7 protein-coding genes are annotated in these 19001 nt (G+C 67.0%); 5 read left to right on the top strand and 2 right to left on the bottom strand.

Annotated elements, in window-relative coordinates; translation table 11 throughout:
• Positions 1–66 precede the first annotated feature (66 nt).
• Positions 67–759 (bottom strand): RES family NAD+ phosphorylase, encoded by a 693-nt coding sequence (locus RRX38_RS04105; RefSeq protein WP_315961648.1) that lies wholly within the window; start codon positions 757–759, stop codon positions 67–69.
• On the bottom strand, positions 753–1157 hold the full coding sequence (locus RRX38_RS04100) for an antitoxin Xre-like helix-turn-helix domain-containing protein (RefSeq protein ID WP_315961647.1): 405 nt from the start codon (positions 1155–1157) through the stop codon (positions 753–755). Before RRX38_RS04100 ends, RRX38_RS04105 begins: the two co-directional genes overlap by 7 nt.
• A 293-nt stretch (positions 1158–1450) precedes the next feature.
• Here RRX38_RS04100 and tauA point away from each other — a divergent pair, with 293 nt between their 5' ends.
• The 5 genes from tauA to RRX38_RS04075 all read left to right on the top strand — a co-directional run bounded on the left by tauA (position 1451) and on the right by RRX38_RS04075 (position 18967).
• Positions 1451–2434: a taurine ABC transporter substrate-binding protein gene (gene tauA, locus RRX38_RS04095; RefSeq protein WP_315961646.1), complete on the top strand. Its 984-nt coding sequence runs from the start codon at positions 1451–1453 to the stop codon at positions 2432–2434.
• A 28-nt stretch (positions 2435–2462) separates the two neighbouring features.
• Positions 2463–3257 carry a taurine ABC transporter ATP-binding subunit gene (gene tauB, locus RRX38_RS04090; RefSeq protein ID WP_295475436.1) on the top strand — a complete coding sequence of 265 codons (795 nt, stop codon included), beginning with the start codon at positions 2463–2465 and terminating at the stop codon, positions 3255–3257.
• Positions 3254–4099, top strand: a complete 846-nt coding sequence (gene tauC, locus RRX38_RS04085) for a taurine ABC transporter permease TauC (protein WP_410524866.1) — start codon at positions 3254–3256, stop codon at positions 4097–4099. Before tauB ends, tauC begins: the two co-directional genes overlap by 4 nt.
• 31 nt (positions 4100–4130) lie before the next feature.
• On the top strand, positions 4131–4964 hold the full coding sequence (tauD, locus tag RRX38_RS04080) for a taurine dioxygenase (RefSeq protein ID WP_315961645.1): 834 nt from the start codon (positions 4131–4133) through the stop codon (positions 4962–4964).
• Between the two features lie 497 nt (positions 4965–5461).
• On the top strand, positions 5462–18967 hold the full coding sequence (locus RRX38_RS04075; RefSeq protein WP_315961644.1) for a BapA/Bap/LapF family large adhesin: 13506 nt from the start codon (positions 5462–5464) through the stop codon (positions 18965–18967).
• Positions 18968–19001: the final 34 nt, after the last annotated feature.

The raw sequence follows: 19001 nt of genomic DNA, 5'->3' as shown, positions 1-19001 counted from the left end.
AAACCCGCGCCGCTCTTTTGCGTCATGAGGCGAGTAAAGGCCGCTCGCGTGCTTGCCCCGCCGGGTTCAGGCGTTGGAAATGCGATTGACGCTGGTGATGCGGCCGCTCCAGATCATTTCGAAATGCGCGCTCTGGATCACTGAGCGCACGTGCCGCGGCGTCATCAAGGCCCAGCACAGGCTGCCGGGCGCGCGTACCGAGCGGTAGCGCAGGCCGGGGCAGGCATGGTCATGGGCGTCGCGACCCAGGCGCCTGGCAGCGGTGTAGTCATCCGGATCATGGATGGGGTCGTCGAGACCGCGCACCGCCGCGTCACGGCAGCCCTGGTTGCTGAAGTGGCACACCAGGCTGCGGAACACGAAGCGCTCGTAGCTCAAGCCTGGCACATTCGACCAGTAGCGATCCTGGTGATAGCGCACTTCGGCGAGCGCGGTGTCTACGGTGTCGGCCAGGTACAGCACCCCGATGCTGCCGTCGCTGAACCGCGAACCGGCCGGGTTGACGTGGGTGAAAGGCGCTACAGCGTAGGAGCAACCGACGATGCCGAAGGGAATCTCCGGCAGCGCGATCAGTTCAAGACGGCCGATTTCATTCTGCAAGCGCGGGTTGGTCAGTGCCTGGATCTCATGCAGCGTTGCGAATTCCGCCGCGTCGGCGACGTCGTCGAACAGGTCGATGGGCGGAAAGCGGGAATTGACCAGCCGGTGGGCCTTGAGTGTTTGTCCCGGGAATTCGGTCAGCGCTTCAAGCTTCACCATTGGGCGCACCGCAAGGCATCGATGCGGCGGAAGGTCTCGTACAACGAGATGATGTCGCCCTGGGCCATGATCTCCAGCGGCGCACGGCCATTGAAAAATTCGTTGTGATTGGCCAGGGCTGGAAAGCCATAGACATTGGCGGGGTTGTCGAACATCGTGCGGAGCGCAGCATGAATGTTCAGCACGAAACTGACGCGCTGCATCTGGTCCAGGTCCAGGTTCACCGACCAGGCGTCATCCGCCTGCCGGGCACGGGTGCAGGTGCTGCGCGAAATGCGCAGGATGCGGCAGGCCTGCTCACCGGACGCCTGCCATTTGTCCAACACGCGCAGCGCCGCCCGCAGGCCAGTTACGCACTGGCTCTTGGTGAACGGCATGGTATGGAGTGCTGTAGTCATGGCCGGTCTCGCTGCTGATCTGGAGAGGCAGGTATAGCAATGATGTGTCCCCAGAGTCAAAGCGGATAATGCCAGGGTACGCCCGTCTGATACGGGTCGCGAACGCGAAAGCCTTGATCTTGAGCGGGCCGCAGCAGCATCCCGTGGCTATTTCTAAGCTAATTCCAATTAATTATTGGATGGCTATTTTTTATAACCTCAATATCTCTTCCCACCGTTGGTCCTCCTTCAAGGCCCCGGAGTAACGCGCGCGCTGTGCCGCCGCATGCCTGTCCATATCAAGAAGAATCGCCATGGCCCGTAAAGCATTCGTTCGTCCACTGCTCACTGCCCTCGCCGCCTCGTTGCTGGCCTTCAACCTGCAAGCCGCACCCTTGGTGGTCGCCTACCAGACCGGCATCGACCCCGGTAAAGTCCCGCAGGCCGACGGCACCTTCGAGAAAGCCATCGGCGAGAAGATCGACTGGCGACGTTTCAACAGCGGCTCGGAAGTGGTCACCGCCCTGGCTTCCGGTGACGTACAGATCGGCAACCTCGGCTCCAGCCCTCTGGCCGCGGCGGCCTCACGCAAGCTGCCCATCGTGGCGTTCATCGTTTCGGCGCAGATCAACGCCGCCGAGGCGCTGGTGGTACGCAATGGCAGCGGCATCGACAAGCCCCAGGACCTGGTGGGCAAGACCATCGCCACGCCGTTCGTGTCCACCTCGCATTACAGCCTGCTCGCGGCGCTGAAACAGTGGGGCCTGGAAGGCAAGGTCAAGGTGGTCAATCTGCAACCCCTGCAGATCGCCGCAGCCTGGAAGCGCGGCGACATCGACGGCGCCTTCGTCTGGTCGCCGGCGCTGGGCGAGATCCGCAAGACCGGCAAGGTGCTCACCGATGCCGCCGAAGTGGGCCGCTGGGGCGCGCCGACCTTCGAAGTCTGGGTGGCGCGCAAGGACTACGCCGACAAGCACCCGGAGGTGATTCGCCAGTTCGCCAAGGTCACCCTAGACGCCTACGCCGACTACAGCACGCACAAGGCGCAGTGGACCGTCGATTCGCCGCAAGTGCAGAAGATCGCACGGCTGACCGGCTCCAACGCCGAAGACGTGCCCGAGCTGCTGGCCGGCTCGAACTTCCCCGATGCCCAGGCTCAGCGCTCTGCCGCCCTGCTCGGCGGCGGTACCGCCGATGCGATCGCCAAGACGGCAGCCTTCCTCAAGGAACAAGGCAAGGTCGAGAGCGTACTGGGTGACTACAGGCCTTACATCAGCGCCGACTACATCGCCCCGTAACGCCCGCCTCACAAGGAGACCTCGAACCATGGCTCTGCTACAGCTGGAGCGCGTCAGCGCGCATTACCCCGGTGCCGCCGAAGCGGTGTTGAAGGACATATCCCTGAGCCTCGGCCCCGAGCAACTGATGGTGGTGCTGGGCCCATCCGGCAGTGGCAAGACATCGCTGCTCAACCTGATCGCCGGCTTCGTCAAGCCGGACGCCGGGCGCATCAGCCTGGATGGCGTGGCAGTCGACGGCCCATCTGCCGAGCGCGGCGTAGTGTTCCAGGACGATGCCTTGCTGCCCTGGCTGAACGTACTGGCCAACGTCGGCTTCGGTTTGCAGTTGGCCGGCGTGCCGCGTAGCCAGCGTGAGCACACCGCGCGGCAGATGCTGGCGCTGGTAGGCCTGGCCGGCTTCGAAGCGCGCAACATCTGGGAGTTGTCCGGCGGCCAGCGCCAACGCGTTGGCCTGGCTCGCGCCCTGGCCGCCGACCCGCGCGTGCTGCTGATGGACGAGCCGTTCGGCGCACTGGATGCCTTCACCCGCGAACAAGTACAGGAGCTGTTGCTGCAGGTCTGGCAACGCACCCGCAAGCCGGTGTTCCTGATCACCCACGACATCGAAGAAGCGGTGTTCCTGGCCACCGACCTGATTCTCCTGGCGCCATCGCCGGGGCGTATCGACGAGTACCTCAAGCTGGATTTCGCCCAGCGTTATGCCGCCGGCGAGCCGGCCCGGGCCATCAAGTCCGACCCGCACTTCATCGCCACCCGCGAGCACGTGCTCGAGCAGGTGTTCTCACAACGTCGCGCCGCTGGGCGCAAGGAGCCCGCATGAGCAACAGCAACGTCCATGCTGGCCAGCACAGGCTGGCCCCGACCCGCCCGGTGCACCACGCAGGCCGCAAGTGGCGGCTCGGCATTCGCAGCATCACGGCAATGACCTTCGTCACCCTGCTGGCACTGTGGTGGGCAGTGACTGCCGCGGCGCTGGTCGAGCCACTGTTCCTGCCCTCGCCCGCTGCCGTCCTGCACAAGGCTTGGCTGCTGGCTACCGAAGGCTACATGGAGTCGACCCTCTGGCAGCACCTGGGCGCCAGCCTGCAGCGTATCGGCCTGGCCCTGCTGGCGGCCGTGCTACTGGCCATTCCGGTGGGTATCGCCATCGGCTGCAACCGGGTGGCCCAGGGCATCTTCGACCCGCTGATCGAGTTCTACCGCCCGGTGCCGCCGCTGGCCTATCTGCCGCTGATCGTCATCTGGTTCGGCATCGGCGAGCTGTCCAAAGTGCTGCTCATCTACCTGGCGATCTTCGCGCCCATCGCCATCGCCACGGCCACCGGCGTACGCAACGTCGACCCGGCCAAGCTGCGGGCCGCGCAATCGCTGGGCGCCAGCCGCGCGCAGTTGATTCGCCACGTGATCCTGCCGGCGGCACTGCCGGACATTCTCATCGGCATTCGCATCGGCCTGGGCGTGGGCTGGTCGACCCTCGTGGCCGCTGAACTGATCGCCGCCACCAATGGCCTGGGCTTCATGGTCCAGTCGGCCGCACAGTTCCTGGTCACCGATGTGGTGGTGCTGGGGATCTTCGTCATCGCCCTGGTGGCCTTCGCCATGGAACTGGGACTGCGTGCCCTGCAACGTCGGCTGGTGCCCTGGCACGGCCGCAGCCACTGAACACTTCGACCGACACGGCAGATACCTCACCATGAGTCTGATCATCACCCCCATCAGCCCGGCATTGGGCGCCCGCGTCGAGGGCATCGACCTGCGCCAGCCGTTGAGCCGCGAGTCGCACCAGGCGCTGCACCAGGCCTTGCTCGACCACCAGGTGCTGTTCTTTCGCGACCAGCCCCTGGAGCCGACGCAGCAGGCACGCCTGGCGGCCTGTTTCGGCGACCTGCACATCCACCCGATCTACCCGAGCGTACCCGAGCAACCGGAGGTGTTGATCCTCGATACCGAGCGCAACGACCTGCGCGACAACGCGCTGTGGCACTCCGACGTGAGCTTCCTCAAGACCCCGGCGCTCGGCGCCGTGCTCAGCGCAAAGCAAGTTCCGCCCTACGGCGGCGACACGCTCTGGGCAAGCAGCAGTGCGGCCTACGAGGCGCTGTCCGAACCCCTCAAACGCCTGCTCGACGGCCTGACCGCCACCCATGATCTGAGCAAGTCCTTCCCGGAATCGCGCTTCGCCGTCAGTGAACAGGACCGCTTGCGTTTCGAAGAAGCCAAGCGTCGCAACCCGCCCAGCAGCCACCCGGTGGTGCGCACTCATCCCGTTACCGGGCGCAGGGGGCTGTTCGTCAACGAGGGCTTCACCACCCGTATCAACGAGCTGTCCGAGGCCGAGAGCGATGCGATTCTGCGCCTGTTGTTCAGCCACAGCGCGCAGCCGCAGTTCACCGTGCGCTGGCAATGGCAGCAGGACGACGTCGCGTTCTGGGACAATCGCATTACCCAGCACTTCGCCATCGACGACTACCGGCCCCAGCGTCGCGTCATGCATCGCGCCACCATCCTGGGTGACGCACCTTTCTGAAATAGACCGATCGGTTTCAACCGCTGATAGGACGGTCGGTAGGAGCGGCTTTAGCCGCGAAAGCGCCAGGAAATTCACTGCATATGTTGTGAACATGCGGTCGCTTCGCCGCCAAAGCCGTTCCTACTCCTAACATTGAAGCCCCCGCCCGCTGTGCCCCTCCCATCGACCCTGGCAGCTCCCTCCCCGACTTGAATCGTTTCAACGTTTTTCCTAACGCTTTCATACACCTATTCCGACCAACGGCAGTTCGGGTTGCCAATTGCCAGTATCGCGCCGTGTTTGCGGGGCCTCATGGGTGAACAAGGCCCGCTGCAAAGCGGGCCAATAGCCAGCTCATGACCGTTTGTCGCCAGAATAGGATCCATTCCTTTGCTATACCCAACTAAATCAGCAGGACTATTACGGGAATCTTCTGAATCCCTTCAAACGTATTGCCCGATTCCATGACGCTGAGCAGCCTGGAGCGGCAGGCAAAAGGAAAGGCAGGAGCTGTCATGGACAACATCGTGGTCGCCGATAAATCCTCATCCACCCTCTCCGCTCAACCCTGGGGCAACGTTCAGCTCAGCCAGCCCGGCGTTGTGCAGATGCCCATTCCTCCCGGCCAGGTTGCCTCAGTGGCCCGCAATGGCCAGGACCTGATCCTGACGCTCAAGTCGGGCGAACAGCTCACCATCAGTAACTTCTTCACGGTCAACGCCCAGGATATCGGCAGCGACCTGGTGTTCCAGGGCGACGACGGCGTGCTGTGGCAGGCCCAGTACGATGCGAATGCGTTCAATGGCTTCACCTTCAGCGAAGTCTCGTCCCTCGATACGCTCATCGCGAGTACCGGAGTGGTCAGCGGCGCGACACAGACCTTCGCCTTCGCCGGCCTCGGCGTGCTGGGTGCTGGCGGTGCGGCTGCCGCCGCTTCGAGTGCGGCCGGTGGTGGCGGCAGCAGCGGCAGTGGCAGCGCGGTCCCGTTCGCGCCGTCCAACCTGGCATTGTCCAGCGACGGCCAAACCCTTACCGGCACCGGCACACCGGGTTCGACGGTCAACGTGCGCGACCCATCCGGTAACCTGCTGGGCTCTGCTCCGGTCGGTGCGGATGGCAACTTCAGCATCGGCTTGAATCCGCCCCTGACCAATGGCGAGCAAGTGGTCGTCGACCAGACCGACCCGGCAGGCAACGCTTCCGAACAGGCACCGGTCAGCGCCCCCGACACCACCGCGCCCGATGCTCCTGCCGATCTGCAGGCCAGCGCCGATGGCCAGTCCGTTACGGGTACCGGCGAACCAGGCGCGACGGTCAGCGTACGCGATGCCAACGGCACCGCGCTTGGCTCCGCCGTGGTGGGTGACGACGGCACCTTCAGTGTTGCGCTGAACAGCGCACAACCTCCGGGCACACAACTGAGCGTCGAACAGACCGATCAGGCCGGCAACACTTCGGCCCCCGCCACAGTGCTCATCAGCGACCCGGCGGCCCCCGCGCAACCAGGCAGCTTGGCCCTGAGCGCCGATGGCCTGGTGCTCAGCGGCAGTGGCCAAGTCGGTGCTACGGTGAGCGTACGCGCGGCAGACGGCAGCCTGTTGGGGAGCGCCGTGGTCGGGGCCGATGGGCGTTTCAGCGTGCCGCTGGCCAACGCCCAGCTCGATGGCCAAACCCTCAGCGTGCAGCAGACCGATGCCGACGGCAGGGTGTCCCTGCCCGCTTCGCTAACCGCCGCCGATGTCACTGCCCCGGCAGCGCCCGGCAACCTGCAACTGGCCGCCGATGGCACGAGCCTGTCCGGCACCGGCGAGCCGGGCGCCACGGTGAATGTACGGGCCGCCAATGGCAGCCTGCTGGGCAGCGCGCTGGTGGCCAGTGACGGCACCTTCACCGTCACCTTCAGCACTTCGCAGTCGTCCACTGCCGGCCTGAGCGTCAGCCAGACCGATGCCGCCGGCAACACTTCACCGATTGCCAGCACACCGCCGTCCGGCCCCGCAATTGCCGCACCCACCGACCTGGCGGTCAGTCCGGACGGCCTGACCCTCACGGGGCGCGGGGTGCCCGGCGCGCAACTGACGGTACGCGGCGCCGGCGGCCAGGTGCTGGGCAACACCCTGGTGAACGCCGATGGCAGCTTCAGTGTGACGTTGAACAGCGCGCAGCTTGACGGCCAGGCGTTGAGTGTCAGCCAGAGCGATAGCCAAGGACGAACCTCGCCCTCGACCTCGCTGAGCGCACCCGATGTCACGCCCCCCCAGGCCGCTACCGGCCTGCAATTCGATGACACCCGCAGCAGCCTCAGCGGGCGTGCCGAGCCGGGGGCTACGGTCAAGGTTCTGGCGGCCGACGGCAGCCTGCTGGGCAGTGCCGTAGCCGCAGCGGATGGCCGCTTCACGATCAGTTTCGCAACCCCGCTGAGCACCGGCGAAGTACTTGGCATCAATGTCACGGATCAGGCGCAGAACAGCTCCGCCACTGATCCGTTGATCGTTCCGGACCCGGCAGATGTCACACCGCCCGCCGTACCGACGGGCTTGGCCATCAGCAGCGATGGCGGCCTGTTGACCGGGCGCGGCGAAGCCGGGGCGCAGGTGCGAGTGCTCGACGCCCAAGGCAATAGCGTCGGCACGGCGGTGGTCGGCCTGGACGGCCAGTTCAGTGTCGAACTGCGCCCTGCCCAGCTCGCCGGGCAGCAGTTGGAAGTGACCCTGACCGACAGCGCCGGCAACGTTTCCGCCAACAGCCCTATTCAGGCGCCCACGGCGCCGCAGCAGCCCCAGGCGTTGTCGGAAGTGAGCGTCGCCGCGGATGGGCTGTCAGTCACCGGTAAGGGGCTGGCCGGGCTGCGTGTGTTCGTGCGCAGTGCAGCCGGGCGCACCCTGGGCTCGTCGCTGATCGGGCCAGACGGCACCTTTACCGTGACCCTGGCTCCCGCGCAGCTCAGTGGCGAGTCGCTGAACGTCGTGGCGGTAGACAGCGCTGGCAACAGCACCGTCAACGAAGTGGTGCAGGCGCCGGACACCGATGCGCCGCCGGTCGTCAGCGACCTGGTGGTCAGCCCTGATGGCAGCGTGATCTCCGGGCGCGGCCAGCCCGGCGCCACGGTTACCGTTCGCGATGAACAAGGCAATGTCGTGGCCAGCGGCGTGGTCGCGGATAACGGCACCTTCATCCTCGACCTCGACTCACCGGTTGCCGAAGGCGTGGTGCTGTCGGTGACCCAGACCGACGCCTCCGGCCTGCCTTCAGCGCCAATCGAAGTACAGGTGCCCGACGCCAGTGGGCCGGTGGCCGTGCAGGATGTCAGCCTTGACGCTAGCGGTCGCGAAGTGTCCGGCAGCGGTGTGCCCGGCACCCGGGTTGAAGTGCGAGACGCCAACGGCAATGTCCTGGGCAGCGGACCGGTTGGCGCCGACGGCACCTTCCAGATCCCGTTGAGCGGCCCGCAGATCAACGGCGAACGCCTGGACGTGGTGGTCATCGACGCCTCCGGAGCCGAATCGATCCCCACGCCTTTGCAGGCCGACGACAGCACCGCCCCGGCGCAGCCCACCGACCTGGCGATCAATCCCAACGGCCTGTTGCTCAGCGGCAATGGCGAGCCCGGCGCGCAGGTCACGGTGCGTGATGCCCAGGGCGTGGTGCTGGGCACTGCCGTAGTGGGTGAAACCGGCAGTTTTTCGGTGCCCTTGAGCAGCGCGCAGACCCAAGGCCAGGCGTTGCAGGTCATCCTCACTGACGCCCAGGGCAATGCCTCCACGCCCCTGGGCGTCAATGCGCCGAACAGTCTGGGCGATCTGCAGCCTGCCAACCTGAGCCTGGACGGCAGCGGCCTGCAGCTCAGCGGCACCGGCCAGGCGGGCTCTACGGTCAGCGTACGCGACAGCGATGGCACACCACTGGGGACTGCGCAGGTCGGTGCGGACGGGCGCTTCACGGTGACGCTTGCCGCCGTACAAAACAATGGCCAGACCTTGCAGGTGGTCGCCAGCGCTGGCGGCCAGACCTCCGCTGCAACGGCTTTGCTGGTGCCCGACACCCAGCCGCCTGCCGCTGTCACCGGCCTTGACCTGAGTGCCGACCGTACTGAGGTCACGGGTAACGGTGAGGCGGGCGCCACCGTCATCGTGCGCGGCGCCAATGGCGTCGAACTTGGGCGTGACACCGTGCAACCGGGCGGCACTTTCAGCGTGGGCCTGTCGCCGGTCCCCGCTGCCGACCAGCCGCTGAGCGTGGTCCAGGTAGACCCGGCCGGCAATGCCTCGTTGCCTGCCGAGATCAGCCCAGTCGACACCACGCCGCCCGACCCGGTCAGCAATGTAGTGATCTCCGCCAACGGCAGCCAGGTCAGTGGTAACGGCGAAGTGGGCGCGCGCGTGCAGATCTTCGATGCGCAGGACAACCTGCTCGGCGCGGGGCTGGTCGGCAGCAACGGCCGCTTTGAAGTGAGCCTGAGTCCCGCCCAGGTCAATGGCCAGCTGTTGAGCATTGTCCAGACCGACGCGGCATCCAACGCGTCGCCGCCATTCGCCCTCAATGCTCCCGACATCCAGCCACCCGCACCGCCCGGCGATGTATCCCTGGCCAGCAACGGCCTGACCCTCAGCGGCAGTGGCGTAGCCAATGCCAGCATCAGCGTGCGCGATGCCACCGGCACGCTGATTGGCAGCGGCACGGTGGGTTCGGATGGCCGCTTCAGCTTCGACCTGAATACCGCCCAGCTCGATGGCGAGCGCTTGCAAGTGGTACAGAGCACCACCACCCTCAGCTCTGCGCCAACCTGGGTGACCGCAGCCGATGTCACCGCCCCCGACCCGGTCAGCAATCTGCTGATCAATGCCAGCGGCAACCAGCTGACCGGCCTCGGCGAGGCCGGCGCCACCGTCACCGTCCGTAGCCCAGGCAACCTGATTCTGGGCACTGCCCAGGTGGCAGCCGATGGCAGCTTCAGCGTCAGCCTGAACCCGCCGCAGGTCGGCGGTCAGTCACTCAGCGTGGTACAGACCGACGCCAGCGCCAATGCCTCGACCGGCGAGAGTATCAGCGCGCCCAACCTGACACCACCGGTCGCGCCTGGCGGGCTGGCGTTGGATGACACTGGCCAGATCCTCACTGGCCAGACCCAGGGCGGTGCCGTGGTGCAAGTGTTCGCCGCCGACGGCAGTCTCATCGTTGACGGTATCGCCAACGCGGACGGTAGCTTCAGCCTCGACCTGGGTACGCCTCGCACCAATGGCGAGCAGTTGCTCGTGCAGGCCAGCGTCGACGGACGCAGTTCACCCTTCGCACCCTACACCGCAGCGGATACCACCCCGCCCGAGGCCCTCGCCAACCTGCTGGTCAGCCCCGACGGGCTGCAAGTCTCCGGCACCGGTGAGGCCGGCACCCTGGTGGACATCAGCGTCGACGGCGTCGCCCGAGGCACGGCCAGCATCGGACCCGATGGCGTGTTCATCTTCACCCTGCCCGTGGCGGCCGGGCAAGGCAGTGAAATCAGCCTGGTGGCCCGCGACCTGGCCGGCAACACCCTGCCCGCCGTGACCCTCGCAGGGCCGGACGGGTCGGGCATCGCCACACCCACCGCGCTGGTGCTCTCGGCAGACGGTACGCAACTCAGTGGCCAGGCCACTGCAGGCACCACCATTACCGTCACCGACGACCGTGGCGGGGTACTGGGCAGCGTCGGCCCGGTGGGTGCCGACGGGCTGTTCAGCGTGACGCTCGATCCGCCGCAGACCAACGGCCAGATTCTGGAAGTGGTGGCCGCAGATGCCAACGGTCAGGTGTCGGTGCCTGGCACGCTGAGCGCAGCAGACACCAGCGCGCCCCTGGCCCCCGTCAGCCTGGTGCTGAGTGGTGACGGCACGCAGCTCAGCGGGCGCGGCGAGCCTGGCACCCGGCTATCTGTGAAGAATGCCGCGGGTGTCGAACTCGGCAGCCTGACCATCGGCGCCAGCGGCCTCTTCATGGCTGCCTTGGCGCCGGCGCAGATCGACGGCCAGGTGCTGTTGGTCACCCTCACCGATGCCGCGGGCAACGTCTCGCAGCCGGTGAGTCTCACCGCCCCCGATCTTCTGCCCCCCGCAGCGCCCACCGAGGTGACGATCAACCTGGCCGGCACCCTGGTCAGCGGCCAGGGCGAACCCGGCACCCAAGTGGAAGTGCTCGATGCACAAGGCACGTTGTTGGCCCGCAGCGTGGTGCTGCCCGCCGGCACTTTCGAGGTCACCCTGCCAGCCGCGCAGCTGACCGGCGCGCCGCTGCAGGTGCAGTTGCGCGATGGAGCCGACAATCTGTCACCGGTGGTGAACCTGGCCACCCTCGACCGCACGCCACCGGCGCCGGTCACGGCCACTGATATCAGCCTCGACGGCTCGCAACTGACCGGCCAGGGTGAAGCGGGCGCGCGGGTCGAAGTGCGCAGTGCCAACGGCACCCTGCTGGGCAGCGCTCTGGTGGCCGCCAATGGGGCGTTCGCGGTGAACCTGGTGCCGGCTCCGGCCAATGGCGAGACCCTGGCAGTGATTCAGGTGGATGCCGCCGGCAATGCCTCTGCCGCCGTGGCAGTGCTCGCCGACGACATCACAGCTCCGGAAGCCTTGTCGAATGTAGTCATTAATCGCGATGGCCTGACCGTGACCGGCAATGGCGAACCTGGCGCCACGGTATTCGTGCGGGCCGCCGATGGCAGTGAACTGGGCCGTGCCCTGGTGGCCGCCAATGGTTCGTTCAGCGTGACCCTGAGCAGCGCACAGATCAACGCGCAGGTGCTCACCGTCAATCAGGAAGATCCGCCCGGTAACGAAGGCCCTTCGCAGCAGGTCATCGCCCCGGATCTGGTCGCCCCCTTGGCACCTGCAGATCTGGCGCTCAACCCCAGCGGCCTGCAATTGAGCGGTACCGCCGAGGCTGGCAGCGCCATCACCGTTCGCGATGGCGCCGGCCAGGTGATCGGCAGTGGCGTGGTTGCCGCCGACGGGACGTTCCTGCTCAACCTCAACCAGGCGCAACTCAATGGCCAGGTACTGCGGGTGACCGCGCAGGACGCCGCAGGCAATGTTTCCCTCGCCGCCCTCTACACAGCCACCGACGTCACCGCGCCCCTAGCCGTGACCGCCCTGGCGGTGACGCCCGATGGCAGTGTGCTCTCCGGCCTTGGCGAACCCGGTGCCCAGGTACAGGTGCGCAGTGCGGACGGCAGCCTGCTCGGCTCGGCCAGCGTCGGCGCGGACGGGCGTTTCAACGTCAACCTGGCGCCAGCGGCCCAGGCCGGCAGTCTGCTGGAGGTGCTGCAAAGCGATGCCGCCGGCAACGTTTCGCCAGCGGCCAGCGTCACCACCCCAGGGAACCTGGCCCCGGCGGTACCCGCCGACCTGCAACTCAGCGGCGACGGCCTGGTACTCAGCGGTACCGGCAGTGCTGGCTCGACGGTGACCGTGCGCGGCAGCGGCGGCGTGATACTGGGCAGCGCGCTGGTGATCGGCGACGGCAGCTTCAGCGTGAGCCTGGCCAGCGCCCAGCTCAATGGTGAGCGCCTCGAGGTCAGCGCGCAGAGCAATGGCCTCAGCTCCCTGCCAGCGGAGCTGATTGCCACCGACAGCACCGCGCCCTTGCCGCTGGCCGAGTATCGCCTGGCCACTGATGGCGTAACCCTGGACGGAAGCGGTGAACCGCTGGCCACCGTGCAAGTGCTCGGTGCCGGTGGGCAAATCCTGGCAAGCGTTCAAGTGGGCGCTGATGGCCGCTTCAGCACCACGCTCAGCAGCGCGCAACAGGCCGGCCAGGTGCTGAGCCTGACCCAGACCGACCTGGCGGGCAATGTCTCCCCCGCGGTAAGCCTCACCGCCCCGGACTTGGTGGCGCCCCTGGCGGCGGCGAACCTGCAACTGGATGGCACCGGCCTGGTGCTGTCGGGCACTGGCGAAGTCGGCGCCACCGTCAGGGTGGTGGATGCCAATGGCGGCCTGCTCGGCAGTGGCGTGGTGCTCGCCGACGGCAGCTTCCAGGTCACGCTGTCGCAAGCCCCGGTGGACGGCCAGGCGCTGGCGGTGACCCTTACCGACGCGGCTGGCAATGTCTCGTTACCGGCCACCCTGACGCCGATGGACACCACCCCACCCCTGCCCCTCAGCAACCTGGAGATTTCCATCGACGGCCTGACCATCGTCGGTCGGGGCGAGCGCGGCGCCACCGTGGTAGTACGCGCGGCCGATGGCAGTGAGCTGGGTACCACCACGGTGGCCGACAACGGTGCGTTCAGTGTGACCCTCGACAGCGCGCAGACCAACGCGCAATTGCTGAGCCTCACCCAGAGCGACCGGGCCGGTAATCTGTCGCCGGCCGTGAGCCTCACCGCACCGGACACCACGCCTCCGGTGGCGCTGCAAGACCCTGTCATCAACCCGCTCGGCACCCTGGTGACCGGCAGCGGCGAACCCGGCGCCACGGTACGGGTGACCAACACCAACGGCGTGCTGCTGGGCAGCGCCGTGGTCCTGGCCGACGGCAGCTACAGCGTCACCCTGCAACCTGCACAGATCGACCTGCAGGTGTTGCGCGTCAACCAGGTCGATGCTGCTGGCAACCCTGGCCCGGTCAGCACCCTCACCGCCCCGGACCTGACCCCTCCGGCCGCCGCCCAGGAGTTGGCCCTGAATGCGGCCGGGACGCAGCTCAGCGGCCGCGGTGAAGTGAACGCCGACGTCATGGTGCTGCGTGCCGACGGCACCTCGGCAGGCAACGCGACGGTCGGAGCCGATGGACGTTTCAGTGTCAGCCTGGCCCCTGGCAGCGCCGATGGCGGGGTTCTGCAGGTGATTCTCATGGATGCCGCGCAGAACATGTCCGTGCCAGCCCCCTTCACCACGCCGGACCTGCTGCCCCCGGCGGCAGTGAGCGACCTGCAGTTCGATGTCGCCGGGCAGTTGCTGGTGGGCAATGGCGAGCCCAATGCCACGGTCGAGGTGTTCGATGGCAGCACACGGGTCGGCAGCGCGCCGGTGGGCGCGGACGGGCGCTTCAGTCTCGACCTCGGCACTCTGACCCTGCAGGGCCAGGCCCTGACCGTGGTGCAGCGCGATGCCGCCGGCAACCAGTCCAGCGCCACCGCCTTGCAAGTGCCAGACCTCAGTGTGCCAGCGGCGCCAACCGACCTGGCGTTGGACGGCGACGGCCTGACCCTGACCGGCACCGGCCTGCCCGGAGCCACGGTGCAAGTCTACGGCCCCGACGACGGCCTGCTCGGAACTGTCACGGTCGGCGGCGGCGGTGCTTTCAGCCTTACGCTCACTGAAGCGCAGCTCAATGGCGAGCTGCTGCAGGTCCGGCAGATCAGCGGCGCGGGCGTGACCTCGGCCGATGCGCCGCTGCAGGCGCTGGACGTGACACCGCCAGCACCGGTCACCGCGTTGTTGTTGAGTGCCGACGGCTTGACCCTCAGCGGCCGCGGCGAAGCCGGCGCGTCGGTGCGGGTCAGCGTCGGCGGCACTGTGCTGGGCAGCGTCGAGGTCGCCGCCGATGGCAGCTTCCAGGTGCCGTTGAACAGCCCGCAATTGAATGGCGAGGTGCTCAGCGTCATCCAGACCGATCAGTCCAATAACCCATCGAGTGCGGTGACCCTGAGCGCCCCGGACCTGACACCGCCCGTCGCGCCAACGCTCACGCCCATGACCGTCGAGTCGCTGTTGCAAGGCACTGCCGAGGTGGGCAGCACCGTTACCGTGCGTGCCCAGGACGGGACTTTGCTGGGCAGCGGGACGGCCACCGATGGCACATTCAGCATCACCCTGAAACCGCCACAGAACACCGGTGCCTTGCTGAGCGTGGTGGCCACCGACGCTGCCGGCAATGTCTCGCCCGTGGCCAGCATCCCCGCCTTGGACACCACGCCACCGGACGCCATTCTGGCCAGCAGCCTGGCCTTCAGCGACGACCTGAGCCAGGTGTCGGGTCTGGGTGAGGCCGGGGCCACGGTGCGCGTTACCCGCGCCGATGGCACTGGACTGGGCGAAAGCCTGGTGGCCGCGAATGGCACCTTCACCCTCACCTTCACCGGGGCCGTGGTGCAAGGCGAAGCCCTGCGCGTGATCCAGACCGACGCCGCCGGCAACGACTCGTCGCTCACCAGCTTTGCGGCGCCCACTGTGCTGCCGCCTTTCGCGCCGCTGAACCTGGTGCTCAATGCCGAAGGCACGCTCTTGAGCGGCCAGGCCAGCGTTGGCACCACCGTCACGGTGCGCGCCCAGGATGGCACCTCGCTGGGCAGCGCTACCACGCAACCCGACGGAACCTTCAGCGTCAGCCTGCAACCTGCGCAGACCAACGGCCAGTTGCTGTCGGTGTCCGCCAGCACCGCCAGTGCCGGGGAGTCGATCCCTGCCCTGCTCACCGCTGGCGACAGCACCCCGCCCGCACCGCTGGCCAACCTGCAACTGGAACCTGGCGGCACGCGGGTTACCGGTACCGGCGAGGCCGGTGCCAAGGTCACGATCAGCAATGCCCTCGGCACCGAGCTGGGCAGCGCTACGGTCAGTGCCAGCGGCACCTTCAGCGTGACCCTGAGCAGCCCGCAGCTCAACGGCCAGTTGCTCAGCGCCGTGCAAGCCGACGCGGCTGGCAACCTGTCCCCGGTACAACCCCTTCAGGCGCCGGATCTGACCGCACCGCTGGCAGCTGCCAGCCTGCAGCTCAACGCTACGGGCACCCTGTTGAGCGGCATCGGTGAAGCCGGGGCCAGCGTGCGCGTGGTCAACGCCAGCGGTGTCGAGCTGGGCACCGGCACGGTAGGCGCCGGCGGGACCTTCAGCATCAACCTCAACAGTGCGCAGACCAATGGCCAGACGCTCACCGTGACCCTGACCGACGCGGCCTCGAACACCTCGCTGCCAGCCACGCTCGTGGCGGCCGATACCACCGCGCCGCTGGCTCCGACCAACCTGGCGGTGAATGCCGCCGGGCTGCAACTGACCGGCAATGGCGAGCCCGGCGCACGGGTGTTCGTCACCAGCGCCAGTGGCGCGCCGCTGGGTAACGCACTGGTGGCCAGCGACGGCAGCTTCAGTGTGTTGCTGTCCAGCGCCCAGCTGAACTTCGAAAGCCTGCGGGTCAGCCAGACCGACCCGGCCGGCAACGTCTCTGTCGTGGCGACGGTCAATGCGCCCGATATCACGCCACCGGCCATTGCCACTGCGCTGAGCGTGTCTGGCGCGGGTACCAGCCTGAGCGGGCGCGGTGAAGTCGGCGCCAGCGTCACGGTGCGTGGCACTGCCAACCAAGTGCTGGGTACGGGCGTGGTCGGTGCCGACGGCCAGTTCAGCGTCAGCCTGTCCCCGGCGCAGAACGACGGCCAACTGCTGACCGTGCAGCTCAGCGATGCCCGCGCCAATCTTTCACCCATCGCCAGCGTGACCGCGCCCGACACCACCCCGCCTGTCGCACCGGCCACGGTGCAGATCAATGCCACCGGTACGCTGGTCACCGGCACCGGCATCGCCGGTGACCGTATCGTGGTACGTGATGCCAGCGGCACCCAGCTCGGCACCGCGCAAGTGGCCTTGAATGGCAGTTGGTCGGTGGTACTCAGCCCGGCCCAGGTCAGTGGCCAGGCTTTGCAGGTCACCCAGGTGGACCTGGCCGGTAACGTCTCCACGGCGCTGCCGCTCACTACACCGGACCTGACGCCGCCAGCCGCTGCCAGCGGCCTGCAACTCTCGGCCGACGGCCTGACCCTGAGCGGCAACGCCGAGGTCGGCGCCACGGTCACGGTCAAGAGCGCCACCGGCACCACGCTGGGCACCGCCACCGTGGGCGTAGGCGGCGGATTCAGCGTCAACCTCAACGCCGCGCAGATCAACGGCGAAGTGCTGAGCATCAGCGTGGCCGACCGGGCCGGTAACCTGTCGCCGGTGGTCACCCTCACCGCCCCGGACATCGACGCCGACCGCCCGGTGGTGGCCAACGACAACCTGGCCACCGCCACCGTCAATCTGGCGGCGGTGACTACCCGCACCAACAGCACCGAGAGCATTCCGGTGCTGCTGGGGGTGGGCCTCAACCACACGGTGAACTTCACCGTGGCCAATGGCACCACCGCCACCCCGACCCTGACCCTGCTCGATGGCGGCCTGCTGTCGCTGGGCACGCAGGCCACCTTCACCCTGCAGGTCAAGGACGCCAGCGGCGCCTGGGTCACCCTCGGCAACGCCGGCAACGGCGGCCTGCTCAACCTCAGCGTGCTGGCGGGTTCCGGGGTGCAGGTCAGGGCCGGGACGTTGCTGGCCGGTGAGTACCGGCTGACCCTGGCCACCAATAGCCTCAGCGTGGCGACCACGATCAACAGCAACCTGCAGCTGGATATCAACAGCCTGACCCAGTTCACCGGCAGTGCCGGGGCGGCCATCACCGGCAACGTGGTGACCGATCCTGGTCCGACCGGCAGTGTCGATATCACCGGCCCCGACAACGCCGCCGTGGTGCGTATCCAGAATGGCAATGCGGGCTATGTCAGTGCTGGCAGCGGCACCGTGGTGCAGGGCCTGTACGGTGCCCTGACCATCGACGCGCAGGGCAACTACAGCTACCGGCCCAGCGGTGCGGCCAGCAGCGTTGGCAAGGTCGACGTGTTCAACTACCAGCTGGTGCATCCCAATGGCCTGAGCGATCCGGCGGTGCTCTATGTACGCATCGACAGCCCGCAGGCCGCCGAGGTGTGGAGCGATACCAACCTGGCTGCTCCGGCACTGCTGCTCGATGCGGTGAACGACAGCGCCGCGACACGCATCAGCCTCGGCAACCTGGTGACCACCGAGACGTCGACTCTGGGCTCGGCTTCCACGCTACTGAGCGCGATCAATGGCGCCTACACCTTCAGCGTGGCCAACAACACCGTCAGCGACCTGAAGGTGCTGCTCAGTGCCAGCAACCTGCTGAGTTTGCTGGGTAACACCACCGTCGAGCTGTACAAGCTCAACGCCAGCAACCAGTACGTTCTGGTGAAAAGCGTTTCCGGTGCCACCCTGCTGAACCTTGGCAACGGCCAGTACGGGTTGAGCATCGACGACCAGACCGCCGGCACCTACCGGGTCAACCTGCGGGTCACCGGTGTCAGCCTGCTCAATACCGTGACGGTCAGCCTGGTCAACACCGCCACCTACACCAATCAGCAGGTGGTCACCGGCTATACCCCGGTGTCCGGCAACCTGCTCACCGACACCAGTGGCGGAGCCGCGGACACCCTGGGGTCGGCGTTGACGGTGCTCAGCGTGATGACCGCCGCCAACACCTTCACGACGCCTGGCTACAACGGCACCCTGCTGACCGGCACCTACGGCACCCTGCTGGTCAAGGCCGACGGCAGCTACATCTACACCCTCAAGCCCGGGCTGGGCAGCGCCGTGGTGGGCAACAGCGACACCTTTACCTACCAACTCACCCATCCCAACGGCAGCAGCGACACCGCGACCCTGACCGTCGCCCTCAACGCGCAAGGTAGCGCCAGTGCCCGTATGGCCTTGGCCAATGCGGACGACGACGGCAACCTGGCGCTGGCCGGCGGCGCAGAAGTGCTCAGTGGCACTGATGAGGCCGACGTATTGGACGGCTCGCAAGGCGGTGCAGTGACCCTGCTGGGCGGTGCCGGTGACGACACCCTGATCGTCAGCGACCTGGATTTCGCGCGGGTCGATGGCGGCAGCGGCACCGACACCCTGCTATGGGCCGGCGGCGATGCGGCCATCGACCTCAGCCTGCTGCAAGGCCGCTTGAGCAATATCGAGGTGATCGACCTCAATGACGCCAGCAGCGTGCAATTGACGCTGGGCCTGGCCGACCTGGTGGCCGTAACCGAACCTGGCCAGAGCACGCTGCTGATCAAGGGCGGCGAGCAGGACAGCGTGTTGATCGAGGGCCGTTGGCTGAGTGATGGCACACAGCTGGCCGATGGTCTTCAATTCATCCAGTACACCCCCGAAGAGGATCCGACCCGGCACCTGTGGGTACAAGCCGGCATACAAGTGGTTTGAAGGGCCAGCAATTGGGTTTGACCCCAATACTGTT

Source organism: Pseudomonas sp. DTU_2021_1001937_2_SI_NGA_ILE_001 (assembly GCF_032463525.1).
Classification (GTDB): Bacteria; Pseudomonadota; Gammaproteobacteria; order Pseudomonadales; family Pseudomonadaceae; genus Aquipseudomonas.
The sequence above is the reverse complement of the archived record's forward strand: the minus strand, read 5'-3'. Positions and strand labels throughout refer to the sequence as shown.

Coding starts and splice junctions, on each gene's coding strand:
- RRX38_RS04105 (WP_315961648.1), bottom strand. CDS start 759: ATGGTGAAGCTTGAAGCGCTGACCGAATTCCCGGGACAAACACTCAAG.
- RRX38_RS04100 (WP_315961647.1), bottom strand. CDS start 1,157: ATGACTACAGCACTCCATACCATGCCGTTCACCAAGAGCCAGTGCGTA.
- tauA (WP_315961646.1), top strand. CDS start 1,451: ATGGCCCGTAAAGCATTCGTTCGTCCACTGCTCACTGCCCTCGCCGCC.
- tauB (WP_295475436.1), top strand. CDS start 2,463: ATGGCTCTGCTACAGCTGGAGCGCGTCAGCGCGCATTACCCCGGTGCC.
- tauC (WP_410524866.1), top strand. CDS start 3,254: ATGAGCAACAGCAACGTCCATGCTGGCCAGCACAGGCTGGCCCCGACC.
- tauD (WP_315961645.1), top strand. CDS start 4,131: ATGAGTCTGATCATCACCCCCATCAGCCCGGCATTGGGCGCCCGCGTC.
- RRX38_RS04075 (WP_315961644.1), top strand. CDS start 5,462: ATGGACAACATCGTGGTCGCCGATAAATCCTCATCCACCCTCTCCGCT.